The following is a 26,947-nucleotide window of genomic DNA, read 5'->3' on the forward strand; positions in this document are numbered from 1 at the left end:
GAAAGGATAAATGAAATAATGAAAAATACCTACTATATAACGACACCTATCTATTATGCATCGGGAGATTTACATATTGGACATACATACACAACAATAATAAGTGACTCAATTGCTAGATTTAAAAGACTGCAGGGATACGATACAAAATTTTTAACAGGAACTGATGAACATGGATTAAAAATTCAACAAAATGCAGATAAATATTCAAAACATCCAAAAATATATGTTGATGAGATAGTTGAAAAAATTAAATCTCTTTGGAGACTATTTAATATAGATTATGACATATTTGTAAGAACTACTGATGATTATCATATAAAAACTGTACAAAATATATTTGAAACACTATATAAAAATGGAGATATATATAAAGGCACATATGAAGGACCTTATTGTATTCCTTGTGAATCATTTTTTACAGAAACCCAATTGATTGACAAAAAATGTCCAGACTGTAAACGTGATATAACCATTCAAAAAGAAGAAGCTTATTTCTTTAAGATAAGTAAATATGCAAATAGATTATTAAAACACATAGAGGAAAACCCATCATTTATTCAACCTGAATCAAGGAAGAATGAAATGATAAACAATTTTATAAAACCTGGACTTCAAGATCTATGTGTTTCAAGAACTAGTTTAAAATGGGGAATACCTGTAAAATTTGATCAAAAACACGTTGTCTATGTATGGATAGATGCTTTATCAAATTACATATCTGCTCTTGGTTACAAAAATAATGAAAAAAATCTGATGAATTCTTTCTGGCCTGCTGATCTTCATGTTGTAGGAAAAGAAATTGTAAGATTCCATGTGATTTATTGGCCTATTATGCTATTTGCACTAAATCTTCCACTTCCAAAGCAAGTATTTGGACATGGTTGGCTTCTTATAGACGGAAATAAAATGTCTAAATCCCAAGGTAGTGTAATTGATCCAATTATTTTATCACAACACTTTCCAATTGACTCTATAAGATATTTTCTTTTACGCGAAGTTAATTTTGGAAATGATGGAGTATTTAACAATGAGTTATTTATGTTAAAAATAAATTCTGATTTATCTAATCTATTGGGTAACCTCATATCAAGGACTATATCTATGGTAATAAAATATTTCGATGGATTTATTCCTAATCAACTTGAAATATTAAATGAAGATATAGAACTTATAAATTCGGTTAAAAATTTAAAAGATAAGGTTACATCATGTATGGATCAATTAAAAATATCAAATGCCTTATCAGAAATATTTAACTGTATAAGCCTATCAAATAAATACATAGATGAAACTAAACCTTGGATTCTTGGAAAAGAGGAACAATCAAAGGATAGACTCAAAACTGTTTTATATAATCTATGTGAATCAATACGTGTATTCTCAATTCTGCTAGGTCCATTTATGCCAAATACATCAAAACAAATTAAATCTAAATTAAATTATGATGTAGACTCATTTGATTCTATTTCAAATTTTAATGGAACAAAAGCTGGAACCAAAGTTGAAAAAGGTGAAAATTTATTCCCAAGAATAGATATTGAAGACAAATTAAAACAGCTTCTAAATAATTAAATTTAAAAATGCAAATAGAAATTACTCTATTTGCCTTTTATTATACTTTGGATAATAATATACAAATGTATATATATTTTACATTACTTAATTAAGAATTTTTAAATAAATTTTAAACAATACTATAACTGTTAATATGTTATAAATATTATGTTTTTAATATCTAATAATTTTAATAAATACCTCTAAAGCCTTGAAATATATAATTATTAAAACTAAAATATTAATTACTATAATGTAAATTTTTTATTTTACGGAGGTATTTTTATGAAAGTTATACTAACTAATGATATTAAAAATCTAGGAAAGAAAAATGATTTAGTTGAAGTATCAGATGGGTATGCAAGAAACTTCCTATTTCCTAAAAAATTAGCCATAGAAGCTAATAATTCAAATTTAAATACACTAAATTACCATAAAGAGATGGAACGTCAGGCACACATCGAAAAAATTGAAGAATTTCAAAAAATAGCAAATAATTTAAGAGGAAAAGAAATTATAATAAATACAAAACTTGGAAATAATGGAAAACTATTTGGTACAATTACATCTAAAGATATTTGTAATAAAATAAACTCAAAATTCAACTTAAATATAGACAAAAAGAAAATATCGTTTGAACAAGTTAAATCATTGGGAAATTATCCAATCTCCATAAAATTATGTACAGAGGTTTCGGTTAACATGATATTAAAAGTTATTAGTGAATAATTTTTAACTTAATTTAATTTTTATTAAATAATAAGGGGGAGATAATTTGAATTCTAATGTTACAATTGATGAAATTGAGAAACTAATTGAAGAAAGTAATAATATTGAATTTAGAGTTAATGTTTTATATGAAATGCTTGAAAAATTATTCGATAAAAATACCATTAATAGTAGAATTTCTAAATTTAAATTACCAAAATATATTTCAAGTAAAAATATTAATGAAAAACTTTATAGCATAAATGTAATTGCTAGTAATGGAAAATCCTTAATTGACGTTCCTTCTTATGATGAATTAGAAAAAGTTTATTTAATTACCAAGGATATTATAGTTGAAGAAATCAGTCGCAGATACATTCAAAGTAAAATTGAAAATGAAGTTGAAGATATATTAAATGAAAAACAAGATAAATATATTGATGAAATAAAACTACAAATCATTAAAAAAAATAAAGGTCCAGAAAATACCAAAACTCTAAAAAAATATGCCCAACTTGAGATGCTCAATAAAAAACAATTAAATAAAAGTATACAACATCTTTTAAGACCTAAATCATTTGATGAAATAATAGGTCAAGATAGACCTATTAAAGCATTGATTTCAAAACTTACTTCTGAATATCCTCAACATATATTAATTTATGGACCACCCGGGGTAGGTAAAACTTCTGCAGCTAGACTTGCTCTAGAAGAAGCTAAAAAATTTGATTTTACTCCATTTAATAATAAATCAAATTTCATAGAAGTTAATGGAACAACATTAAGATGGGATCCAAGAGAAGTTACAAATCCTCTTTTAGGATCTGTTCATGATCCAATTTATCAAGGTAGTAAAAAAGACTTAGCAGAAATAGGAATACCTGAACCAAAACCAGGACTTGTTACAGATGCACATGGTGGAGTATTATTTATAGATGAAATCGGTGAACTTGATTTAATATTACAAAACAAATTATTGAAGGTACTTGAAGATAAGAAAGTAGAATTTTCATCAGCATATTATGATCCAGATGATGAGAATATACCTAAATACATTAAATTTTTATTTGATAATGGAGCACCTGCAGATTTTATATTAATCGGTGCTACTACCCGTGAACCACATGAAATAAATCCTGCTCTTAGATCCAGATGTACCGAAGTATTTTTTGAACCTCTAACATCAACTGATATAGAAAAAATTGTAGTAAATTCCGCTAAAAAATTAAATATAACATTAAAAGATGATGTACCGTCAATAATAAGCGAACATTGTATAGAAGGTAGGAAAGCAACAAGTATAATAAGTGACGCATATGGTTATGCGATATACAAGAACAAAGGAAATAAAAATTCAAATATTGTGATAACAAAAGATATAGTAAAGGAAGTTTTATCATTATCTCGTATTTCTCCTTTTGTAGAGAAAAATAAAATAGAAGATCCTAAAGTTGGTTTAATAAAAGGACTTGGAGTTAATGGATTTTTAGGTTCCGTTTTAAATTTTGAATGTGAAACTTTTAAAGCCAAAAATCCCTCAAAAGGCAAACTTAGATTCAATGAAACAGCTGGTTCTATGGCAAAAGATTCAGTATTCAATGCCTCAACCGTTATACGTAAGCTTACTGGTCTAGATTTAAACGACTATGATATACATTTAAATGCTATAGGTGGTGGTAAAATTGACGGTCCATCTGCAGGAGTTGCGGTAACTATATGTATATTAAGTTCTATTTTAAATAAACCAGTACCTCAAAATATAGCCATAACAGGTGAAATATCAATTAAAGGAAACATTAAAAAAGTTGGAGGTATATTTGAAAAGATATATGCTGCAAGAAAAAGTGGATTAAAACATATCATAATCCCAAAAGAAAATGAAAATGATATTCCTAAAAATATAAAAGATATTAACATTATTTGTTCAGATAATATTAATGATATTATAAAATTTATATTTAAAGATCCTTCCTTAGTTAATATTATTTAAGGTTTAAAAATTTGGAGGAGTACTTACCCAGATGACACATGCCTCAATATGATTAGATGTATTCTCTATATAGTGATCTGTTTCTGGTGAAAAATAAAAGGACTCTCCTTTTTTTACCCTTATCTTCCTATTTCCCAAATTTAAATAAATACTTCCTGAAATAACATATCCAAACTCTTCTCCTTCATGTGGATCTTCTTTAAATGTTTTTCCTCCACCCTTCAAATACACTATAATAGGTTCCATTCTATTTTTCTGAGAATTTGGAACAATCCAATGTATATCATGTTTTAATTCTTCATTATTAGTTATAAAAAAATCATTCTTACCAAAACATATTTTCTCATTATCTTCCTGACTAAAAAATTCTTTTAAATTAGTTCCTAAACACTCTAAAATATCCACAAGTGTAGCTATTGAAGGTGAAGTTAAATCCCTTTCTAATTGAGATATAAATCCTTTAGATAATTCACTTCTATCTGCCAATTCTTCCTGAGTAAGACCATTTTTAATTCTTAAATGTTTTATTTTTTTACCGATCTTCATTACAAACTCCATATAAAAAATTAATAAATATTAAACTTAAAGTTTAAAATAGTAAACTTATTATAATTTAACATTATTTTATTTGTCAATTAACATAATTACCTTCTATAATATATAATGAAATATTTTATAGAAGGAACTAATTTTATGGATAATAAGATTTCACCAAATAATATAGAATCAGAACAAACACTATTAGGTGCAATGATAATACATAAAAATACCATTCATGAGATACTAGACAATATAAATGTGGATGATTTTTATAAAGATGTGCACAAAAATATTTTTAAAACTATAAAAAAGATGTTTTTAAAAGATATACATGTAGATTTAATTTCTCTTATTGAATATTTAAAGAAAGATTCTCTATTAGAATTATCTGGTGGAGCATTATACATAACTGATATATCAAATTCAATAGCCACAATTGCCAATATACAAACACATATCAAAATAGTTAAGGATAATTCCATACTTAGAAAACTTATCAAAATTTCTAATGATACTCTCGAACGTATTTATAAAAAAGAGGATCCCAATCTATTAATAGAAAATATACAAAAAAGTGTATTTGATCTCTCAATATCAGAAACTAAATCTGATATTGAACCACTTAATAACATATTAGATAGAACAATTAAACACATTGAAAATTTATATGTTAATAATTTATCTTTTGTTGGATTATCCACAGGGTTTTATGATTTAGATATAAAATTATCTGGATTACAAAAATCCCAAATGATATTAATAGCTGCAAGACCATCTATGGGAAAAACTACTTTTGCTTTAAATATAGCTGAAAATGTAGCAATTAAAGAAAATAAAACTGTACTTATATTTTCTCTTGAGATGAGTAAGGAACAATTAACTAGTAAATTAATATCATCAATAACAAAAATTAATATACAAAAACTTCAAACGGGAAATTTAGATGATTCTGATTTAGATAGATTAGTTAAAGGCACAGAAATTATATCTAAAGCAAAAATATATATCGATGATACCCCTAATATATCAATAACAGAAATGAGATCAAAATGTAGAAAACTTAAATTTTCTACCAACATAGATTTAATAATTATAGATTATCTTCAACTTATGAGTGGAAATACGAGAAATGAAAACAGACAGCAGGAAGTTTCAGAAATATCTAGATTCATAAAAGCATTATCGAAAGAAATTAATTGTCCTATAATTGCATTATCCCAGTTATCCCGTGCTCCAGAGCAAAGATCTGATCATAGACCAATGTTATCTGATTTGCGTGAATCAGGATCTATTGAACAGGACTCTGATATAGTAATGCTCCTATATAGAGATGAATACTACAATAAAGATACAGAATATAAAAATATTGCTGAATGTATAATTGCAAAACACAGAAATGGTGAAGTTGGAAACATAAAACTTGCATGGATAGGTCAACATTCAAAATTTGCAAATCTAGATAATAAACATTAAAGGGAGTATTCAAAATTGAATACTCCCTTTAATATTTTTAAAAATATACTTTATCAGTATAAATTACTTATGATATGGTTCATTATTGATTATTTTATATGATCTATATATTTGCTCCAATACAATTAAAAACAATAAATCTATATCTACATTAAAACATACAAAACAAATATTATGATATAAATTAGATGTTCCAAAAACAATATTAATATTTTTTATTCTATCCATACTTTTAAATCTTATAATATTACTAAATTCAATAGAATCCATATACTCTCCATCTATTGATACATTAATATTATACGAATCACTCTGATCAAACAATTTACTATTTAAACAATAATAAATATTAATCTTTACAAACTTGTCAATTCTTCTAAAATAATCCATTATTGCAGGAAATAAATCAGAATTCCTTAAGTCCTTCTTATTTAAAAATAAATTTATCCTCATTTATAAAACATCTCATTTATAAATTTCAATGCAATTAACCTAAATATCTGATGTGGATACGTAAAACTACTTAACCTAATTGTATAATTACACTTAGTCTTTATTTCATTACATACCCCTTCACTCCCACCGACTATAAAATAGATATTTTTATTAATATTCTTAAGTTTATTAATTTCACCTAAGTCTCTGACACCATTTACATCAAACAATACATATAAACTATCCTTGTTCTTATTTATTATATTCAATATACTCTTACTCTCTAAGATTCTATCACTTTCTTTTATATTTATTAAATCAACAGAACCTTTATAATATTTCTCTGATTTCTTAAAATAATCTTTCAATGTACCAACAGAAATTAAACTTACCTTCCGCAACATTTCTTATATTTTTTACCACTACCACATAAACACAATTCATTTCTTCCAATTTTTATACTATTTACTACAACTTTAGATGATCTCCATTTGGTTGTAATTTCTTTAATCTTATCACTAGATAAAATATCCTTCCATTCTTGTAAATTGAATAAATAATCAGCTTTAGCATCCAACATATTAAAATATAATTTTTCCACATCAATATTAAAATCTATTTCATCATTTAATGTAATATTTTCTATATCTACATTCGTATTTAAACTCTCACTTATACCATCAACAAACCCTACTATAAATTCCTCACTTATACCATATTTCTTAGATAATTGACTAATACTAGAGGTAAATCTAAAACTTTTATTCCCAAGTATATCCTTATAAATTTTTAATTCTACATTTTTATACTCATTCCAAAATACTGCTTCACCTTTTGTCTTAACGAATTCAGTAACCATATTAGTCCATTTATCATATAAATTCATAAAAACACCTCTTTAAAATATAATTAATCCATTACAATATATTTTGCATACTTATTGCAATAATTACAATAATTATTATCCCTATCAAATTCAATATTCGGAACTAATTCATATGTGTTAATAAAATCATCAATAACATAACCTATATGTTCCTCACATGAACAATATATATTATCTATCATTATACTCAAAACCTCATATAATTACTTGGTAAACTTCTGTGTGCAATAGTTAACTTCAAATCTTTTCCAATTTTCATACCATGATTTAAAATAATTTTTTCTGAAGTTTTGTATGCAAGTTCAGGAAAATTACTTGTAATACTTAAATGTCCCAAAATAACTCTTTTATAAGATATTTCTGCTAATTTAACTATCGTTAATGCGCATTCCTCATTTGACAAATGCCCATGATCACTAAGTATTCTTTCTTTTAAAAAATAAGGATAATTACTAAGTCTAAGCATATCTTCATTATAATTACTCTCAATCAATATCACATCTGAATCTTTTATATTATCAAAAACATCCTTTGACATATAACCAATATCAGTAGCTATACTCAACTTTTTTGTTCCATCTAAAATACTATAGCCAATTGGATCAACAGCATCATGAGGTAATTTAAAGGTTCTAATATCTAAATCACCAATCGAAAATTCTTTATTATCTATTATGTTTATTCTTTCTACACCTTTTAATTTATCCTCAATATTTTTAAATGTCAATTCATTTAAATACAATGGAATATCTAAACTTTTACATACTACACTGGCTCCTTTATAATGATCTAAATGTTCATGCGTTATTAATATACCACTAATTAAATTAGGTTTCACATTAATCATATTAATAGCATTTAATAATGATTTTTTTGATATTCCTATATCTATTAAAATATTTGTTCTATCACTTCCAACAAAAAAACAATTACCAGAACTACCACTACTTATAGAACAAAATTTCATTTTACCCCCAGATAAATTATATTATATTTTTAAATTCCTTAATATCACTTCTGTATTCTCTATATATATTAGCACCCAATTTCCTAAATTTTTCTTCTATATGAGGATATCCCCTATCTATATGTTTTATTGAAACTATTTCTGTAGTTCCCTCTGCCACTAATCCAGCTATAATCATAGCAGCCCCAGCTCTAAGATCTGTAGCTCTAAGCTTACATCCCGTAAGCCTATTCACTCCATTTATAATAGCAGCTCTTCCCTCAATCTTAACATTTACCCCCATTTTCTTTAATTCATCAAAATATTTAAATCTATTTTCAAATATACTCTCACTTATAATACTAGTCCCTTCAGAAATACTCATAAGGACACCTATTATTTGTTGTACATCAGTTGGAAATCCTGGATATGGCGCAGTTTTAATATTTACGCCTTTCAAACGTTCAACACTTTTAACCAAAATACTGTCATCATATTCAAAAATAGTTACGCCCATTTCTATAAGTTTTGCTGTTATGGACTCTAAATGCTTTGGTATTACATTTTTAATCAATACTTCCCCTGTACAAGCTGCAGTTGCCATCATGTATGTAGATGCTTCTATTTGATCTGGTATTATTGAATAATTACATCCTAAAAGTCTATTAACACCAGTTATTTTTATAATATCTGTACCTGCACCTTTTATATTTGCTCCCATTAAATTCAAAAAATTCGCGACATCAACAACATGTGGTTCTTTTGCAACATTTTCAAGAACAGTAACTCCATCTGCAAAACATGCTGCTAACATTACATTTATAGTTGCCCCTACACTTACCACATCAAAAAATATATTATTCCCAACCAATTTATCAGTTTCAGCAATCACTGATCCATGTTCAATCCTAATATTAACACCAAGTTTCTCCAACCCTCTTATATGTTGGTCTATAGGACGATCACCTATGCTACAACCTCCTGGTAAATCTACGATTGCTTTCTTAAATCTTGCTAATAGCGCACCTATTAAATAATAAGAGGCTCTCATATTATGTACATCATCACTATCAGCTCGATAACTTTGTAAATCAGAGTTATCTATTATTAATGTATTATTTGTTTTTCGTACATTAGATCCCAAAGTCCTCAATATTCTCACTAATTTATTTACATCTTCTATATCAGGCATATTATCTATCACACAAATTCCTTCACTACACATAACTGTAGCTGGTATCACAGCAACTGCTGCATTCTTCGCACCACTAATTTCTATACTTCCATAAAGTGGATTAGATCCATTTATTATAATCTTTTCCATCTATTCTCCCTACTTTAAATTGAGTTTAAATATAATAAAAATATCTCATAAACAATTCTTATTAAACTTTTTTAAAGTCGCTCCTAAATATTCTAATTTTATTGGTGTTTTTTGTCAATATTCTTAACAATCAACCTAATATTTTTCTAAATTTTAGTTATTATTATTTCTTCGTTTAAATAATTTTATTCATATCAAAAAATAAAGCATTCCCCACTAACTACAATTAATTATAGTATAGGAATGCTTTATCACTATTTCATAGACTGAAAACTTGCACAATCTGTTGACTCTATATTTTTGACTATTGCATCATGTTTAGTTATCTTTATTTTGTCTAAAGTACAGTATTGATTTTTGTCATTAAATTTACATTCTACTACATTACACAATATATTGTTATTCTTCAACATTTTTTTACCTCTATCTTAAAACAAACTCACTATTTTATTATTAATTCTTATTATTTTTTTATTCTATATTATGTTATAATCCTATTATTACATTTAGAGGAGGATTTTAGGTTCATATACCTATATTAATATGAAATATATTATTAAGTGTGGACTTACAGATAATTCTATAAAAGACTTAAAATATTTTGAACATAAAATTTCAAAAAAATATAATCAAATAAAAAATAAAAATATATTTTACGTACCATTAATTAGCTTTAATTACACTGATTATATTAAATTCAATCCACAGTTATTAAAAAAACTACAAAAATTTCAAACATTCAGAATTAATGTATCTGATATTAAATTTCAAAATAAAATAGTTTATTTACTTATAAAACCTCTTGGTTTCATATCATCAATACAGAGGTTGTTAGAAGAATATTTTATAACCAATAATATTAAGTATAGTAAACTGAATAAATGGGATTATTTATTCATAGAATATACAACTATCAACAAACTGAATATAAATATAGATGATTTATTTTTCCCATCATATATAAAGATTTCATCAATAAATATATTTAGAGAAAATAGCAAAAAAAATACTCCAATAGAATCCATAAATTTAAAAAATATATAAAAAAATCACCTTAATTAATCAATATAATAAACTAAATTATATATTAATTTTAAGGTGATTTTTATGATTACTATTAAAAATAAAATACACACTAATCTTTTAAATATATTTAACAAACGTACACTTACTAATTACAGAATAATATTAGAACTAAACAATAGCTCTCCAAAAATAATAAAAAAAATCCAAGACAATCAAAATTGTACTCTAATACACCATATGTGCGATTTAAATATCATATGTTGTATAGTATCTCATAAATTATTAAACATGTTAATAAATTCCCCTGAAGTTAAATACATTTCTTTTGACTCTGAAGTTTTCTTATGTGGAAACAAATTATATTCAGAAATTGAAAAACCCAATTATAAAACTATGACATATAACACTAACTTAACTGGTAAAAACATACGCATAGGTATAATAGATTCAGGAATTTATCCATTAAATATTTTTATTAAACCAAAAAATAGAATAGTATTATTTAAAGATTTTATAAACAACATTTCATATCCATATGATGATAATGGACATGGTACAGCTATGTGTAATATAATAGGTGGAAACTTCATATATAAAAACACCGTACTTAAAAATTCCTCAGAATGCGACTTTTGTGTAATCAAAACATTTGATAAATACAATAAATCGTATTGCTCATTGATTTTTAAAGCTATTGATTTAATATATGAAATTTCTGCTAAATTTAATATTCAAATATTATACCTTCCATTTGAACTTCATGAATTTAATAAATTTATACTAGATATATTCCAAATTTTAATAGATAAAATATCCAAATCTAATATTATTGTATTAGTACCATCAGGAAATAATTCAACTAATTACTGTTCACTAAAAGGTCTATCATTACTTGATAATTGCCTTGTAGTAGGAGGTATTAACTTCAAAGATTCATCAAAAGGTATTTATAGTAATAAATTTATTAAACCTAATATAGTATCTATTTACGAAAATATCTATTTGCAAAATATAAATACCAAGTATGTTCCAGAAAAAAATAATCAATATATATATCCAACTAAACCCAATAATTCATTAATTGAGTATTTTGGTACCTCCTGTTCATGTGCTTATGTATGTGCTTTGATAACATTACTTAAACAAAAAAACATATCAGTAAATATAAATGATGTTATGTCTTTACTAAAAATAAGTTGTAATAAAACTAACAATTTAGATGATTCTATACAAGGATTAGGTACAATCAACTTAACCCAATTATTAGAATAAATAAACAATATTAATATTGTTTATTTATTCTAATATGCTACATAATTTAATGGATTATCTGCTTTGCCATTAACCCTCACTTCAAAATGCAAATGCGGTCCAGTGCTTCTGCCAGTATTACCTATCTCTCCTATTATCTGACCCTTTTTCACATATTCACCTTCCTTTATAAACATAACATCACAATGTCCATATAATGTTTCAACTCCTTTTCCGTGATTTAATTTCATATAATTGCCATATACATTATTATATGACACCAAATTTGCAAACCCAGATTCTGCTGCAAATATAGGATCACCTATATCACCTGCAATATCAATCCCATGATGTTTCTCTCCACCCCACCTTAATCCAAAAGGAGAAGTTATTACATTGCCTTTAGAAGGATTATTTAAATAGAATAATTCACCACTTTGAACCTCATTTAAAGGAGATCTTAACATCTTAGTAGATACTTTCTTCATCCCCACATACTTATCATTATTATAAGTAATTTCTCTAACAACTTCACGATCAAATCCATTCTGGTATATTTTCTCTTTATTACTGCTTTGATTATAGAGTTTCATGATTTGTACTTTATTTCCTTCAATATTTTCCAAAAAAGTCTTACTAGCTACTATTTCGACGGTAGCTAAAATATTGTTGTTTTCATTATTACTTAAAATAAAGTCATATAATTGATCTTCATTCATGGTATCTTTAAAACTTAAAACTTCTTCACTAAATTCAACTTTTTCTTTAATCTTAATCCAATTAATAGGAATATCATTTAAATTGTGCTTTCCTATATAATAATCAAATAATCTCTTCTTTACATTATTGAATACATCCCTATTATCTATGTTTGCAATTTTTTTATCACCAAGAAATAAACTATAAGCTTTAATATAAAAGTCTAAATTTTCATCTAAAATTTTAATAGTTTCATCAACAGATAAACATTCTATCTTATTAACTAATCCTATTTTAAAATCTAAAGAATCCATTTTTACAATTTCCTGTGATTTGATATTATTATTGTGCAATTTTTCCTCATAATATTCATTAAATATTTTTTTATTTTTTGTAACTCCAATCTGATTTCCATTAACCAAAATTACATAACCTAAGGTTTTACCAGATATTAAGTAAAGTATTAATATTATAAAGATAATATTAATAGCAAAAATTATATTCCCAATATTTATTTTACCTTTAAAATTATGCATAAATTTTACGTCATCTCCTATATCTTTTTTGACTATTATTTATACATTTTTTATAAAATATTCCTTTTTTTATTCTTACCTGGAAAAAAAAATGTTATAATTTAATTCAAAATTTATTTTAGAAAGGCAAAATCAAATGAGTTTATATAAATTAACTTCTCCATTTGTAAACTACACTTTAATCGATAATAGTTTTATTGATAATTTTTTACCTACTGCTCGTGGAGAGTATGTGAAAATATATATCCTTATTCTCAAATACGCATCTTCTGGAGAGCTAGGATTCAATACATCTTTTATTGCTAAAACTCTTAATTTATTAGAATCTGATGTCAAAAATGCTCTTAATTATTGGAATGATTTAGGATTAATAAAAATTTCAACATTAGACAATAAAATTTCTAATGTTGAATTTAATCAATTATCAGAATCAAATAACTATACATCATCCTTAAATTTAATAGATCAAATAAATGATAACAATCTTATAGATTTTTTTAGAGATATTGAAACAACTATAGGTAGACCACTATCACAAAAGGAAATGGAAACATACATAAATTGGACCAAAAATTATAAATTTTCATATGAATTAATTCTCTACTTAATAAGTTATTGCGTAAATAAAAATAAAAAAGATTTTAGGTATATAGAAAAGGTTGCCATTTCATGGTCTGATTTAAATATTAATACCCTTGATCAGGCTATGGTGTATACAGAAAAAAGAGAGAAACAATTTTCTAATATAAAAAAAATACTGAATTATATAGGATTAACTGATACTGAAATTAGCAAACCTCATGAAGAATTATTTAATAAATGGCTTATAACTTATAATATGCCCCTAGAACTAATTTATAAAGCATGTGACATATGCTGTTCAAAATTATCAAAACCTGATCTAAATTATATTGATGGTATATTAAACAACTTTAAAAATTCAAATATATTTTCTCTTAAAGATTTGGAAAAATATGAATCAAATAAAAATTCAATATCAAAAAATTTTTCAAATAAATCTATTAATAAAAATTCATTTTCAAATTTCCCGCAAAGAGACTATGACTATGAGAAACTTGAAAAAATATTGACTCAAAATAACTATGAAGGAAATAATACAAATGATTAAAGGATATGGTGAAAAATTAAATAATTTATATCAAGAAATAAGATCGAATAATTTAAAAGAACATATTAAAAGATTAGAAAGTGTATATAACATTAATCCAGAATTAAGAACCTTAAATAATAATATAAAAAAGTTAACATTTCAATTAATAAAATCAAATAATAATATCACATCAAATCAATTAAAAATAAAAATAAATGAAATAAGAAGTAGACTTAAAACCATATTAAATAACTTAAATTTTCCAGATAATTATTTGGATAATATTTATAATTGCAATATGTGTAATGATACTGGGTATATATTAAATGAAAAATGTTCTTGTTTAATAACAAATCTAACTAAACTTTACTTAAATGACTCAGAGCTAAAATTATCTATACTAAAAAATAATTTCGAAAATTTTAACTTTTCTTTTTATTCTGACAATATCACTCAAAACAACAAAATATCACCAAGTAATAATATAAAAAACATATACACTAATATTTTAAATTATATAAAAACATTTAAAACAAATAAATTAAATTTACTATTTAATGGAGAATGTGGAAGTGGTAAAACCTTTATGACTCATTGTATAGCTAAAGATTTATTAGATAAAGGATATTCAGTACTATATAAAACTTCTGAAGATTTATTGATAGAATTATTCCATTACTACACTAATAAAAATGTAAATAATTTTAATGAAAATATTAATGATTCATTTCTAATGCAATGTGATTTACTTATAATTGATGATCTAGGTACAGAGAACCAAAACAAATTATATAACTCAATTCTTTTTAATTTTATTAACAAAAAATTAATGTTGGATAAAAGAATGATTATTTCTACTAATTTTACCCTTAGAGATTTACAGCAAACATATTCTGATAGAATATTTTCTCGTATTGTAGGAAATTTTAGAATTCATAACTTTTTCGTTCATGAAGATATACGAATTCAAAAACAACAGATTAAGAGGGAGGGATAAAATCCCTCCCTCTTAATCTGTTGTAAAAGGAAGCAAAACTATATTCCTGGCAAGTTTTATAGCTCTTGTAACTTCTCTCTGATGTCTCGCGCATGTACCTGATATTCTTCTTGGTAAAATCTTACCTCTCTCCGTAACAAACTTTCTTAATTTATTAACATCTTTATAATCTATAAAATCAGACTTTTCAACACAAAAGGAACACACTTTCTTTCTTGTTTTCCTCATCCTAAAATTGTTTTTTCTAATTTCTTGTTGCTTGTTAGAAACATTACTTGTCTGAGAAACATTATTCATCATTCCACCTCCTATAATTTTATCAAAACGGAACATCATCATCAATTAAGGTCATATCATCTCCAATAGGAATATCACCATAATCAACACCATTACCAAAATCATCATTATCTGATAACTTCCTATAAGATGATTTATTACCCCATTCTATAAATGATACCTCATCTGCTACAACTTCCGTTACATATCTTTTATTATTGTCTTTATCAATATAAGTTCTCGTTTGAATTCTACCACAAACAGCAAATTTACATCCTTTATTTATATAATTAGCTGTAGCTTCAGCTTGCTTACCCCAAATTATAACTTGTATAAAATCAGTACTTTTTTGTTGTTCCTTGGAATTAATTTTTCTATCAATAGCTAGTGTAATTGTTGATACTGCCGTACCGCTTGGTGTAAATCTCAATTCAGGATCTTTAGTTAATCTACCTATTAAGATCACTTTATTCATGGATATACCTCTATTTTCTATTTACTATTATATGTCTTATAATATCATCCATTATTTTAAAATTTCTATCTAATTCCTTAGGCAAATCCTCACTACTTGAAAAATTTATTAAAATAAAATATCCTTCACTTTTTTTATTTATTTCGTAAGCTAATTTTTTCCTTCCCCAATGATCAATACCTTCTATATCACCATTATAATTTTCTATAATATTAGTTACTTTATTTACGATATCAGATATCTTTTCTTCAGTACTATCTGGATTTAGTATAAAAACAGTTTCATATTTCCTCACATTCTCACCTCCCTCTGGACTTAAGGCTACATAATAAGTAGCAGGGCAATACCTGAATTATAGCATTTTTAAATGTTATAATCAAATTTATTTATATATCCTCCAATTTCTTTTTATTAATATTATCATATATATCTTTAACAATTATTTTTTTGTCATTTATAAGCTTAATTATATCATTTAAATCTTCTTTATTAATTCCAATACCGATACCACAACTGCTAGTTATGTGTGATGGCACAGGTACTATAGTCAATCTTATTTTAATATCATTCAAAATTTTTTCACACTTTAAAGCTCTATATGTATTTGAAAAAATTAATATATATTCCATATTCTAACTCCTTTAAATTATTATATAATTTCTGATATATTAATATTGGGTGATAAATTTATGAATTTATATTTTGATAATTCTTCAACAAGTTTTCCAAAACCTCAGAACGTAATAGATTCTATAAATAATTTCTCTATCAATATTGGAGCTAGTCCAAGTAGAGGATATTACGATTTATCAATAAAATCTAGTAAAATTCTCTTTGAATGCCGAGAATTATTGTGTGATTTCTTTAAATTTGATTCTCCTGAAAATATAGTGTTTTCATATAATGCAACCTATGCATTCAATATACTACTTCAAAGCATCGTAAATTCAAATATTTTTAATGATATACCCCATTTTTTGGTTTCAAACTTAGATCATAACTGCACCTTAAGACCACTAATTAATTTAAAAAATAAAAATAAAATAACACTAGACATAATTAGTTGTGACCAAAATATGTTCTTAAATTTCAATGAACTATATTGTAAAATAACATCTAAAACAAAATTTATAGTAATATCTCATATGTCTAACGTTTTAGGTAATATCCAAAACATTGAAAAATTATCTGATATTTGTAAAAAATTGAAAATTTTCTTAATTTTAGATATAGCTCAAAGTGCAGGTCTTGTAAATATAGACCTAACTAAAATTTATTTCTCAGCATTAATTTTTACTGGCCATAAAAACTTATTTTCAACCTCTGGAATTGGTGGATTTATAATATCAAATGAACTTTTAAATGTGTGTGATAATTATTTTTTGGGTGGAACTGGAAGCTCCTCATCATCATTATTGTCTAAATCCGATATGCCTGACTATTTTGAAATTGGAACACATAACATGATCGGTATTTATTCTTTACTAAATGGTGTAAAATTTATAAATACATGTGGTTTAAATTTTATATACGATAAAAAAAAGGAGGTTATTATAAATATATATGAACAACTTTCTAATATTAATGATATAATTATAATAAACAACGTCCTTTTAAAACATCAAAATTCTAATCTGTGTATTAATTTTAAAAATTTATCTCCAGATGTAGCCGCACATATGTTGAACAAATATTATGGCATATGTGTTAGATCTGGCTTGCACTGTTCTCCAAATACCCATAAAATTATTAATACATACCCATTAGGCTGTATCCGTATAAGTCCCTCAATCTTTAACGATGTTAAAGATGTTAATTATCTGGTTTCATCCATTAAAAAAATTTGTAATGTTTCACGTAGAACATAAAAGGTGGTGTTTAAATTTAGTATGAAAAAAATATGTGTGTTTAATCAAAAAGGTGGTGTTGGTAAAACAACTACTAATATTAATTTGGCTAGTTATCTGTCTTTAGAAGGTTTTAAAACCCTAGTTGTTGACATGGATCCTCAGGGTAATGCTTCTAGTGGTTTAGGTGTTGATAAAAATAAATTCAATTGGTCAATGTATGATTTATTTGTCTATGATAGAGATATTAACTCATTAATAATTGAAAGTGATATAATTAAAAATCTATATCTCATCCCTTCTAGTATAAATCTTGCTGCAGCAGAAGTAGAGTTAATTAATATCAAAAACAGAGAATTCCTGTTGAAAGAATATATTGCCAAATTAAATAATTCTTTTGACTTCGTTTTTATTGATTGTCCGCCTTCTTTAGGTTTTTTAAGCTTAAACTCTTTGGTTGCTAGCGATAGTCTTATAATTCCTATACAATGTGAGTTTTATGCTTTAGAAGGTTTAAGTCAATTAATAAATACAATAAATCTGGTTAATCAATCTCTTAATAAATCTCTCTATATTGAAGGAGTTATTCTTAATATGTTTGATTCACGTGCAAAGCTTAGTAATGAAGTTGTATCTGAAGTTAATAAATTTTTTAAGGATAAAGTGTATTCCACTATAATCCCTAGGAATATTAAACTCGCTGAATCTCCTAGCTATGGCCTTCCTATTATGTTGTATGATGAAAAATGTAAAGGTGCCATTTCTTATAAAGCTTTAGCTAAAGAATTCATTTTCAAACAAAGGAGAAGTGGTCTATGAAAAAAAATGTTCTAGGTAAAGGATTGAATTCTCTAATACCGAATTATGAAAATAAAAATTCTGATCCTAATAATTATACCCTCTTAAATATTGAATTACTATATGCTAATGTTAATCAACCTCGCAAACATTTTAATGATTCTAGTTTGCACGACCTAAGTAAATCCATCGAAATTCATGGAATAATTCAACCACTAATTGTTAGTGAATCTAATGGTAAATATTTGATAGTTGCTGGTGAGCGCAGGTATAGGGCAGCTAAAATAATAAAACTTGATAAAATACCATGTATAATTATTGAAAAATCTACTGATGAGATACTTGAATTATCTCTTATAGAAAACATACAAAGAGATGATTTAAATCCAATAGAAGAAGCTAGGGCATTCAAAAATCTTATAGACAATTTTAATATTACTCATGAATGTCTGTCAGAAAAATTATCTATTTCAAGAACTTCTATAACCAATAAGCTAAGATTATTAAAATTATCTTCTATAGTTCAAGATTATATATTAAATGAAGATATAACAGAGGGGCATGGTAAAATTTTAGCTGGAGTAAAAGATGAACACCTTCAGATAGAAATATCTAATAAAATAATAGATGAAGATCTTAATGTGAGACAAACGGAAAAATTAATTCAATCTATATTCTCAAAACCTAAAGAAAAAATTAACTGTAAAAATGATGTATATATAAATGATTTGAAGCTCAATTTAGAAAACTATTTTGGAACAAAAGTATCAATACATAACAAAAAAAATAAAGGTAATATTCAAATAGAATATTACTCAGTAGAAGATTTAAATAGAATATTAGATTTAATATATTCAAAAGACGTATAATTTGAATAAAAATACTCTTTCATATTTTTATTTTCTTCAATGAAGATATTTAATAACAAAATTAAATATCTTTTTATTTTTTTTTTGTTCCCATACTTTATACTTTGATTCAAATTCCGTATATATTTATTTTTAAGTCTAAATGAATCACTTTTTTTAATACTCTCTATATACTCTTTATATTTATCATATTGATTATTTTTCTTTATATGTCTTACGATATCTTCTTTCTCTTTGAGAGTTTCCACCCATTTTTTATTTAATTCTATATCATATTTTTCACTTACTCTTAAAAAAAATTTTTCTTGATTAGATAATTCCAAGATACTATGTGCACTTACATTATACATCCCAATAAGTATAAATATATTCAAAAAAAATAATTTAATATATTTTATCAATATTACCATCTCCTTAATTAATATTCTATCTAATATATTTTTAATTATTCTGTAATTTTTTTAATCATATTTAATAATATTTAACATAACTTTATCTATGTAATAATATTTGGAGATGCTCTTTATGAAAATAAACGAAAATCTAGTTAGATATAATTTTTCATCAAGACAAGAAACTAAAATAGAATATATTGTTATACACGATACTGGAAACACATCCAAAGGAGCAGATGCAAATGCCCATTTTTCATTTTTTAATTCAGCTGACAGACAAGCATCAGCTCACTATTTTGTTGATGATAGCCAAATATTGAGAATTATTAAAGACTCAGACAAAGCATGGCACTGTGGAGACGGTAAAGGAAAATACGGTATAACAAATGAAAATAGTATTGGAATTGAAATGTGTATTAATATAGATGGTGACTTCAGTATAACATTAGATAAAACCATTGAATTAACAGCATACCTTATGAAAAAATATAATATTCCTATAAAAAATGTTGTGAGGCACTATGATGCAAGTAGAAAAATTTGTCCAAATATAATGAGTAAAAATAACTGGGCTCTATGGAATGAATTTAAATCTGATTTAAATATTTATTATAATAATCTGAATCCAAATTCTAATACTATAATTATTTCAGATAATATAAATAATTTTATTGATAATATCTATATAGTATTTTTTTATAGATATCCCGATGATGAAGGTAAAAATTTTTGGTACAATAAAATAAAATCTAAAAATTCAACAATAGAAAACTTTGTAAATTCTCTAATGGATAGTCAAGAATTCATAGAAATTAAATCTATGTATATATAAAAATTTATAGCGAAAGCTAATTTAGCTCTCGCTATAAACTCTTTTTAGCTATTAATCTATATTCTCTAGGATAAAATTCTGGTGTTTTAAATACCTTGTTTATTACTATTAAATTACTATTAAACTCCGGTATATTAATTATATTCTCAAATTCACCTCCCAATATTCTAATGGCATTTATTGCTTCATCCAACTCTACCATTGACTTTAACCCTTTGAATGCTATGTATTTACCATTTACTTTGACAAGTGGAAATGACAACTCTAATAATTCATTTAATCTTGCCATTGCTCTTGACACAACATAATCATATTTTTCTCTATAAATTTTATTATGTGCTAATTCCTCAACCCTTATGTTTATTACTCTAATATTGTCTAAATTTAATGTAGTTATTACATTATTTAAAAATTTAGTTTTCTTAGATATCGATTCAATTAAATCCACATTAATATCACCGCGTATTATTTTTATGGGTATCCCCGGAAATCCTGCTCCACTTCCAACATCACACAACTTAGAATTATATTTAATTTTATAATTAAATATTGATAAAGAATCTAGAAAATGTCTTGATACAATTTCATCCCTATTTCTTATAGCTGTTAAATTAATATTTTTATTGTATTCTATTAACATTTCCATATATATATTAAATTTTTCATACATCTGATTTGAAAAATTTATATCTAACTTAGAACAAAATGTTTTCATTATATCAAAGTATTTCATATATTATTCCTCTTAAATAATTCAATATATAATATAAGAACAGATATATCAGCTGGAGATACCCCAGATATCCTCATAGCCTGACCTATACTAGTTGGTCTTATAGAATTTAATTTCTGAATTGCTTCTTGTCTTAATCCTTTTATATCACTATAATTTATATTTAATGGAATTAATTTATTCTCCATTTTTTTGAAGTTTTTAACCTCATCCTCTTGTTTTTTTATATAACCGTCATATTTTATTACCACATTAATTTGATCAATTATATCTTTATCTATTATAGTAGGTCTATCTTTATCCAATAAGTATAAAATATTATAGTCTAATTCTGTTCTTTTAATTAATTCATATAATGTAGTTGGTTTTTTTAATGGTTTTGAATTTATAGATTCTAATATTCTATTAGTTTCAGAAGAATTATTTATTATCACATTATTTATCCTATTTAACTCATCGTTTAAAATTTTTACTTTTAATTTGAATATATTATACCTATAATTATCTACTAAACCAATTTCATATCCTTTATCTGTTAATCTTAAATCAGCATTATCTTGTCTTAATAATAGTCTATACTCAGCTCTCGATGTCATCATTCTATAAGGTTCATTTGTTCCTTTATTTATAAGATCATCAATTAAAACCCCAATATATCCATCACTTCTATCTAATATAAATGGCGATCTATTTTTCACATATAATGCTGCATTAATTCCAGCTACTATACCTTGTGCTGCTGCTTCTTCGTATCCGGATGTTCCATTTATCTGTCCTGCTGAAAACAATCCTCTAATACTTTTTAATTCTAATGTATGTCTAAATTCTTTAGTATCCAAAACATCATATTCTATAGCATAACCTGTCCTCATTACTTGAATATTTTCACAACCTCTTATAGTTTTTATCATTTCAATTTGTATGTTTTCAGGTAAAGATGACGACATTCCTTGTAAATACATTTCATTTGTATTTAATCCTTCTGGCTCTATAAAAATTTGATGCCTATTTTTGTCACCAAATCTCATTATTTTATCTTCAATTGATGGACAATACCTGGGTCCAATACCACTTATAGTTCCATTATAAATTGGTGATTTATCTATGTTATTCTTTATTATATTATGTGTTTCAGAATTAGTATAAGTTAAATAACAATCTACCTGTTTTCTATCTATATTTTTATTAAGAAATGAAAATGGAGTTATTTCATAATCACCTGCATGAACTTCTACTTTCGAAAAATCAATACTCAACTTATTTACTCTAGCGGGGGTTCCTGTTTTAAACCTCCTTATACTCATTCCCAAATCAACCAATTTACTTGTTAAAAACTTCGAATTTGATAAACCATTGGGACCTGAATCAAATATATTATCACCAATTATAACCTTAGAATTTAAATATACACCTGTACAAATTACTATAGACTTACATTTAAAATAAGAACCCGTTGTTAATTTTAGTCCCTTTATTTTATTTTTCTCAATATCTATATCCTTAACTTCTCCCTGAACTATACTTAAATTTTCTTGAGTTTCCAAAATATATTTCATATAGTTTTGATATTGTACTTTATCTATTTGGAATCTTAATGAATGAACTGCAGGTCCTTTTGACATATTAAGCATTCTTGCTTGAATAACACACTTATCCGCACTTAATCCCATCTGTCCACCTAACGCATCAATTTCTCTCACCAGATGTCCTTTTGCAGTTCCTCCTATACTAGGATTACAAGGCATAAATCCAATTGAATCTAAATTTAATGTTATAAGTAAAGTTTTAACTCCCATTCTTGCAGAAGCAAGAGATGCCTCAATGCCAGCATGTCCTCCACCTATAACAACTACAGAAAACTCTCCCCTTAAATAACTCATAAATTACCTACTTTCCAATACAAAATTTCGAAAATATGTTGTCAATAATTGATTCTGTTACATCTTCCCCTGTTATATTCATTACAAAACTTAATGCTCTTCTAACATCTATAGATACAATATCTAACGGAATAGAATTGCTTAACGAAGTTATAGCATTATTTAAAAATATTCTTGCATTATTCAAAGCCTCAACATGACGTGAATTAGTTAAAACTATAGAATCCCCTATAAAATCCAAATCGTTTAATATAAATTTATCTCTAATAATTTTTTCTAAGTCCTCGAATCCTATATCATCCTTAACTGATAAATTAATTATATTATCTATTAATAAATCTTCAAGATGTCTACTTACATAATTTTTATCAATTAAATTCTTAATTTCACACTTATTTATTATAACAATTACATTTTTATTTTTTACCAAATCATATATTTTAAAATCATCCTCACTAAGCTCCCTTGTTCCATCTAATAAAAATAATATCAAATCACTTTCACTTATCTTCTTCATTGCCATATTAATACCTATAGTTTCTACTATATCTGCACTTTCCCTTATTCCAGCAGTATCAAATAAATTTAATATAATCCCTCTAAAATTAACACTCTCTTCTATCACATCTCTAGTAGTTCCAGGAATATCTGTTACAATTGCCTTATCAAATCTACAAAAATAATTTAACAATGATGATTTCCCAACATTCGGTTTGCCCACAATACAAGTAGAAATACCTTCTTTTATTAAATTGCCTTGATCCTTATACTTTAGTATATCATTTACACTCTCTATAATATTTATCAAATTCTTTCTTATATCATCTGAATATATTTCCTCTACCTCATCTTCAAAATCAATAATTACTTCTATTTTAGAAATTATATTTAAAATATCATCTTTAATTATTTTTAATTTATTATATAATTTACCTAATTTTTGATTAATAGCACATTTGAGCTCAATATCTGACTTAGCATAAATTAAATCCACTATTGATTCTGCCTTTGTCAAATCTATTTTACCATTAATAAATGCTCTCTTTGTAAATTCTCCATGATCAGCCACTCTAGCTCCAAGACTAACAACTAAATTAAGTATTTTATTAGTGATAAGTCTTCCACCATGACAATTAATTTCTATTATATCCTCACCTGTAAAACTTTTTGGTGCCTTCATAAAACTTACTAATACCTCATCATAAATCTCCCCATCATATTTTATAAATCCATACTTAATTTCATTTGGATTTAATTCTTTTTTAGTATGAAAAATTTTTTCTGCAATCTCTAAACTCTTATCTCCAGAAATTCTTATTATATTTACAGCACTACTAGATAATGCTGTTGCTAATCCAACAATCGTACTCATTACTTCCTCCTCCAAATAAAAAAAGAGTTGTCTTACAAACAACCCTATAACTAATTTTTTAATATTACCTTATCATTATTTCTAAATACATTATTTATTATAACACTTATTATAATTGAAATTATGTTAGAAAAAACATAGTATATTCCTACTGCTGAGGAAACAGATATTGTAAATACCCCAAGCATAACTGATAATACAATATTCATAATCCTACTTTGTTGAGCTTGAGTTTTACTATCTTCCGATACTGGTGTAGGTATACTTAATTTGCCTTGTAAAAAACCAGTTATAACAGCCAATATTGGCAGTATAAAATACGGATCTTTAGTCGCTAAATTAGGAATCCATAAAAATGAAATCGTATTTTCCTGTAAACCTGGTAATCTCAAAAATAATTGAAAAAATAATAAAAGTATCGGCAATTGTATAAATGTAGGTAAACATCCAGATAATGGATTGATTTTATAATCTTTATATAATTGTAATATTTGTTGTTGCTGTTTTTGTGGATCAGATTTATACTTTGCTTGTATTTTTTGAAGCTCTGGTTGTATTTTTTGTAAAACTTTTGTTGTCTTTATTTGTTTTATATGTAATGGTAGGGTAATTACTTTTATAATTATTATAGCTAATATAATTGTTAACCCATATGATAAATTAACATTTGGAATAATATTGAAAACCACATTATGTAATCCCTCAAACCCCTTAATCAATAAATTAATTATACTATCAAACAATTATTAATCCCCCTTAAAACTATCAATACATTATAATTCTAATACAAAAAATATAAAAAGTACATTGTTTATTTTAATGGATCATATCCCCCTTTGAAGAATGGATTACATTTACAAATCCTTACAATCACTAAAAAAGTAGCCTTAATAAAACCGTATTTCTTATAAGCTAAAATAGCATAATTAGAACATGTTGGGTAAAACTTACACCTAGGCATTGTATAAGATGATATATATTTTTGATAAATTTTTATTATTCTTATAATAAGCTTTTCATACCTCATAACAATATTAAACTCTTATTAAACAAATCATTAATACTCTTCTCTATCTCTCCGTAAATTCTATCTTTAGCTGCCATTCTTACAATAAATACTATATCATATCCATTTTTTAATTTATGCAAATTTAACCTATAAACCTCATAAATAAGTCTCCTTATTTTATTTCTAATAACACTTTTGCCTACTTTTTTACTTACACTTATACCTAGTCTATTAATATCTAAATTTTTTTTATTTTTATATATATATAGTATAAATAATTTATTAGAAAATGATCTTCCTCTATTATATACAATTCTAAAATCATAATTTTTCTTAATTTTATAAACCTTCATAATTAAAATGTAATCTCCCTCAAAATATCAAAGAGGCACATTTTTGAAATAAAAAGTGCCTCTTTGATATTTCATATTAATAAGTTAACTTTTTTCTTCCTCTTAGTCTTCTTCTTTTTATGATAGCTCTTCCAGAAGCAGTTCTCATTCTTTTTCTAAATCCATGCTCCTTTTTACGCTGTCTCTTTTTTGGTTGATATGTCATAAACATGAAACCACCCCATTTTAATTAATTTCTAAACTTTCACTTTTGTAAATTATATATCTAATTTCTAATTGTGTCAATTATTATTTTACAAACTTTAATTTATCTAATTAATTATTGAACGAGTGTACAATATTATGATATTATGTTCTTACTTGTTGATAACTATATTTAATTTTAATATTTTTATCAACAACTCAAATTATTGTTTAAATATTTGTGTATTTTGTTTTATTCTTATGATTTTTACTGCATTTTTTGTAGTTAATGTTTTGTTTATAACTTTCTTATAGATATTTTTTTTTGAACTTATACATACTATTATTTTAAATATATATTCAATATATATCTTTGTTTATAACTTGTTATTAATTTGTTAATTATTAATCATATCAAAATTTTTTATTTATTGGAGGTAATGTTT

33 protein-coding genes are annotated in these 26,947 nt (G+C 25.1%); 12 read left to right on the forward strand and 21 right to left on the reverse strand.

Going from position 1 to position 26,947, the window contains the following annotated elements; genetic code table 11:
• The first annotated feature begins 18 nt into the window (after positions 1-18).
• The 3 genes from metG to lonC all read left to right on the forward strand — a co-directional run bounded on the left by metG (position 19) and on the right by lonC (position 4,255).
• Positions 19-1,575, forward strand: coding sequence for a methionine--tRNA ligase (metG, locus tag SFBMNL_RS07900; protein WP_005805046.1), 1,557 nt, complete (start codon positions 19-21; stop codon positions 1,573-1,575).
• 267 nt (positions 1,576-1,842) lie between these two features.
• Positions 1,843-2,286: a 50S ribosomal protein L9 gene (gene rplI / locus SFBMNL_RS07905; protein WP_005805045.1), complete on the forward strand. Its 444-nt coding sequence runs from the start codon at positions 1,843-1,845 to the stop codon at positions 2,284-2,286.
• Positions 2,287-2,332: 46 nt separating this feature from the next.
• A complete protein-coding gene (gene lonC, locus SFBMNL_RS07910; RefSeq protein WP_005805044.1) occupies positions 2,333-4,255 on the forward strand; it encodes a Lon family ATP-dependent protease in 1,923 nt (640 codons plus the stop codon).
• Between the two features lie 3 nt (positions 4,256-4,258).
• Here lonC and SFBMNL_RS07915 read toward each other — a convergent pair whose 3' ends face one another.
• Positions 4,259-4,801, reverse strand: coding sequence for a helix-turn-helix domain-containing protein (locus SFBMNL_RS07915; RefSeq protein WP_007440293.1), 543 nt, complete (start codon positions 4,799-4,801; stop codon positions 4,259-4,261).
• Positions 4,802-4,948: 147 nt separating this feature from the next.
• Between SFBMNL_RS07915 and dnaB the strand changes: the two genes are divergently transcribed.
• On the forward strand, positions 4,949-6,268 hold the full coding sequence (dnaB, locus tag SFBMNL_RS07920) for a replicative DNA helicase (RefSeq protein WP_007440294.1): 1,320 nt from the start codon (positions 4,949-4,951) through the stop codon (positions 6,266-6,268).
• 63 nt (positions 6,269-6,331) lie between these two features.
• Here dnaB and SFBMNL_RS07925 read toward each other — a convergent pair whose 3' ends face one another.
• From SFBMNL_RS07925 to SFBMNL_RS08245, 7 genes are all read right to left on the reverse strand, one after another.
• A complete protein-coding gene (locus SFBMNL_RS07925) occupies positions 6,332-6,721 on the reverse strand; it encodes a 23S rRNA (pseudouridine(1915)-N(3))-methyltransferase RlmH (RefSeq protein WP_042295180.1) in 390 nt (129 codons plus the stop codon).
• Entirely contained in the window at positions 6,718-7,107 is a 390-nt protein-coding gene (locus tag SFBMNL_RS07930; protein WP_042295182.1) for a 23S rRNA (pseudouridine(1915)-N(3))-methyltransferase RlmH, read from the reverse strand. The genes SFBMNL_RS07925 and SFBMNL_RS07930 overlap by 4 nt, the downstream gene beginning before the upstream one ends.
• Entirely contained in the window at positions 7,092-7,589 is a 498-nt protein-coding gene (locus SFBMNL_RS07935; RefSeq protein ID WP_042295184.1) for an SEC-C metal-binding domain-containing protein, read from the reverse strand. Before SFBMNL_RS07935 ends, SFBMNL_RS07930 begins: the two co-directional genes overlap by 16 nt.
• A gap of 23 nt (positions 7,590-7,612) precedes the next feature.
• Positions 7,613-7,771 carry a CxxH/CxxC protein gene (locus tag SFBMNL_RS08240; protein ID WP_005805036.1) on the reverse strand — a complete coding sequence of 53 codons (159 nt, stop codon included), beginning with the start codon at positions 7,769-7,771 and terminating at the stop codon, positions 7,613-7,615.
• A 5-nt stretch (positions 7,772-7,776) separates the two neighbouring features.
• Positions 7,777-8,556, reverse strand: coding sequence for an MBL fold metallo-hydrolase (locus SFBMNL_RS07940; protein ID WP_005805035.1), 780 nt, complete (start codon positions 8,554-8,556; stop codon positions 7,777-7,779).
• Between the two features lie 16 nt (positions 8,557-8,572).
• A complete protein-coding gene (locus tag SFBMNL_RS07945) occupies positions 8,573-9,859 on the reverse strand; it encodes a UDP-N-acetylglucosamine 1-carboxyvinyltransferase (protein ID WP_005805034.1) in 1,287 nt (428 codons plus the stop codon).
• 254 nt (positions 9,860-10,113) lie between these two features.
• Positions 10,114-10,272: a DUF1540 domain-containing protein gene (locus SFBMNL_RS08245; protein WP_005805033.1), complete on the reverse strand. Its 159-nt coding sequence runs from the start codon at positions 10,270-10,272 to the stop codon at positions 10,114-10,116.
• Positions 10,273-10,402: 130 nt separating this feature from the next.
• Here SFBMNL_RS08245 and SFBMNL_RS07950 point away from each other — a divergent pair, with 130 nt between their 5' ends.
• The gene (locus SFBMNL_RS07950; RefSeq protein WP_042295186.1) at positions 10,403-10,903 is read left to right on the forward strand and encodes a hypothetical protein; all 501 of its coding nucleotides are present in this window, start codon (positions 10,403-10,405) and stop codon (positions 10,901-10,903) included.
• A 270-nt stretch (positions 10,904-11,173) separates the two neighbouring features.
• Positions 11,174-12,157, forward strand: coding sequence for a S8/S53 family peptidase (locus SFBMNL_RS07955; protein ID WP_242838758.1), 984 nt, complete (start codon positions 11,174-11,176; stop codon positions 12,155-12,157).
• A 29-nt stretch (positions 12,158-12,186) separates the two neighbouring features.
• On the opposite strand, the gene SFBMNL_RS07960 is transcribed toward SFBMNL_RS07955, so the two are convergent.
• Positions 12,187-13,371, reverse strand: coding sequence for a M23 family metallopeptidase (locus tag SFBMNL_RS07960; protein WP_042295190.1), 1,185 nt, complete (start codon positions 13,369-13,371; stop codon positions 12,187-12,189).
• Between the two features lie 136 nt (positions 13,372-13,507).
• On the opposite strand from SFBMNL_RS07960, the gene SFBMNL_RS07965 reads away from it, so the two are divergent.
• On the forward strand, positions 13,508-14,500 hold the full coding sequence (locus SFBMNL_RS07965; protein ID WP_005805029.1) for a DnaD domain protein: 993 nt from the start codon (positions 13,508-13,510) through the stop codon (positions 14,498-14,500).
• Positions 14,475-15,479, forward strand: a complete 1,005-nt coding sequence (locus SFBMNL_RS07970) for an ATP-binding protein (RefSeq protein WP_242838759.1) — start codon at positions 14,475-14,477, stop codon at positions 15,477-15,479. The genes SFBMNL_RS07965 and SFBMNL_RS07970 overlap by 26 nt, the downstream gene beginning before the upstream one ends.
• Positions 15,480-15,491: 12 nt before the next feature.
• On the opposite strand, the gene rpsR is transcribed toward SFBMNL_RS07970, so the two are convergent.
• From rpsR to SFBMNL_RS07990, 4 genes are all read right to left on the reverse strand, one after another.
• The gene (rpsR, locus tag SFBMNL_RS07975) at positions 15,492-15,707 is read right to left on the reverse strand and encodes a 30S ribosomal protein S18 (protein ID WP_144238986.1); all 216 of its coding nucleotides are present in this window, start codon (positions 15,705-15,707) and stop codon (positions 15,492-15,494) included.
• Between the two features lie 91 nt (positions 15,708-15,798).
• A complete protein-coding gene (locus tag SFBMNL_RS07980; protein ID WP_005805026.1) occupies positions 15,799-16,230 on the reverse strand; it encodes a single-stranded DNA-binding protein in 432 nt (143 codons plus the stop codon).
• 10 nt (positions 16,231-16,240) lie between these two features.
• Positions 16,241-16,525, reverse strand: coding sequence for a 30S ribosomal protein S6 (gene rpsF / locus SFBMNL_RS07985; protein ID WP_005805025.1), 285 nt, complete (start codon positions 16,523-16,525; stop codon positions 16,241-16,243).
• Between the two features lie 91 nt (positions 16,526-16,616).
• Positions 16,617-16,859, reverse strand: coding sequence for a DUF3343 domain-containing protein (locus SFBMNL_RS07990; RefSeq protein WP_005805024.1), 243 nt, complete (start codon positions 16,857-16,859; stop codon positions 16,617-16,619).
• Between the two features lie 60 nt (positions 16,860-16,919).
• Between SFBMNL_RS07990 and SFBMNL_RS07995 the strand changes: the two genes are divergently transcribed.
• Genes SFBMNL_RS07995 through SFBMNL_RS08005 form a run of 3 tightly spaced genes read left to right on the forward strand, consistent with a single transcriptional unit; the run spans position 16,920 to position 19,744 of the window.
• Positions 16,920-18,098, forward strand: coding sequence for an aminotransferase class V-fold PLP-dependent enzyme (locus SFBMNL_RS07995; protein ID WP_042295198.1), 1,179 nt, complete (start codon positions 16,920-16,922; stop codon positions 18,096-18,098).
• 21 nt (positions 18,099-18,119) lie between these two features.
• Entirely contained in the window at positions 18,120-18,896 is a 777-nt protein-coding gene (locus SFBMNL_RS08000; RefSeq protein WP_042295200.1) for a ParA family protein, read from the forward strand.
• Positions 18,893-19,744, forward strand: a complete 852-nt coding sequence (locus SFBMNL_RS08005) for a ParB/RepB/Spo0J family partition protein (protein WP_005805021.1) — start codon at positions 18,893-18,895, stop codon at positions 19,742-19,744. Before SFBMNL_RS08000 ends, SFBMNL_RS08005 begins: the two co-directional genes overlap by 4 nt.
• Here the strand turns inward: SFBMNL_RS08005 and SFBMNL_RS08010 are convergent.
• Positions 19,687-20,154 carry a hypothetical protein gene (locus SFBMNL_RS08010; protein WP_242838760.1) on the reverse strand — a complete coding sequence of 156 codons (468 nt, stop codon included), beginning with the start codon at positions 20,152-20,154 and terminating at the stop codon, positions 19,687-19,689. The genes SFBMNL_RS08005 and SFBMNL_RS08010 overlap by 58 nt on opposite strands.
• Positions 20,155-20,269: 115 nt before the next feature.
• Between SFBMNL_RS08010 and SFBMNL_RS08015 the strand changes: the two genes are divergently transcribed.
• On the forward strand, positions 20,270-20,971 hold the full coding sequence (locus tag SFBMNL_RS08015) for an N-acetylmuramoyl-L-alanine amidase (RefSeq protein ID WP_042295204.1): 702 nt from the start codon (positions 20,270-20,272) through the stop codon (positions 20,969-20,971).
• Between the two features lie 31 nt (positions 20,972-21,002).
• Here the strand turns inward: SFBMNL_RS08015 and rsmG are convergent, their stop codons facing one another.
• From rsmG to rpmH, 7 genes are all read right to left on the reverse strand, one after another.
• Positions 21,003-21,704, reverse strand: a complete 702-nt coding sequence (gene rsmG, locus SFBMNL_RS08020) for a 16S rRNA (guanine(527)-N(7))-methyltransferase RsmG (protein ID WP_042295206.1) — start codon at positions 21,702-21,704, stop codon at positions 21,003-21,005.
• Positions 21,701-23,584, reverse strand: coding sequence for a tRNA uridine-5-carboxymethylaminomethyl(34) synthesis enzyme MnmG (gene mnmG, locus SFBMNL_RS08025; protein WP_005805017.1), 1,884 nt, complete (start codon positions 23,582-23,584; stop codon positions 21,701-21,703). The genes rsmG and mnmG overlap by 4 nt, the downstream gene beginning before the upstream one ends.
• A 7-nt stretch (positions 23,585-23,591) precedes the next feature.
• Complete coding sequence (mnmE, locus tag SFBMNL_RS08030) at positions 23,592-24,956, reverse strand: tRNA uridine-5-carboxymethylaminomethyl(34) synthesis GTPase MnmE (RefSeq protein WP_005805016.1); 1,365 nt, start codon at positions 24,954-24,956, stop codon at positions 23,592-23,594.
• 50 nt (positions 24,957-25,006) lie between these two features.
• The gene (gene yidC / locus SFBMNL_RS08035; RefSeq protein ID WP_042295208.1) at positions 25,007-25,699 is read right to left on the reverse strand and encodes a membrane protein insertase YidC; all 693 of its coding nucleotides are present in this window, start codon (positions 25,697-25,699) and stop codon (positions 25,007-25,009) included.
• A gap of 68 nt (positions 25,700-25,767) precedes the next feature.
• On the reverse strand, positions 25,768-25,983 hold the full coding sequence (gene yidD / locus SFBMNL_RS08040; protein ID WP_005805014.1) for a membrane protein insertion efficiency factor YidD: 216 nt from the start codon (positions 25,981-25,983) through the stop codon (positions 25,768-25,770).
• Positions 25,980-26,318: a ribonuclease P protein component gene (rnpA, locus tag SFBMNL_RS08045; protein ID WP_005805013.1), complete on the reverse strand. Its 339-nt coding sequence runs from the start codon at positions 26,316-26,318 to the stop codon at positions 25,980-25,982. The genes yidD and rnpA overlap by 4 nt, the downstream gene beginning before the upstream one ends.
• Before the next feature lie 76 nt (positions 26,319-26,394).
• On the reverse strand, positions 26,395-26,529 hold the full coding sequence (rpmH, locus tag SFBMNL_RS08050) for a 50S ribosomal protein L34 (protein ID WP_005805011.1): 135 nt from the start codon (positions 26,527-26,529) through the stop codon (positions 26,395-26,397).
• Positions 26,530-26,947: the final 418 nt, after the last annotated feature.

It is taken from the genome of Candidatus Arthromitus sp. SFB-mouse-NL (genome assembly GCF_000709435.1).
GTDB lineage: Bacteria > Bacillota > Clostridia > Clostridiales > Clostridiaceae > Dwaynesavagella.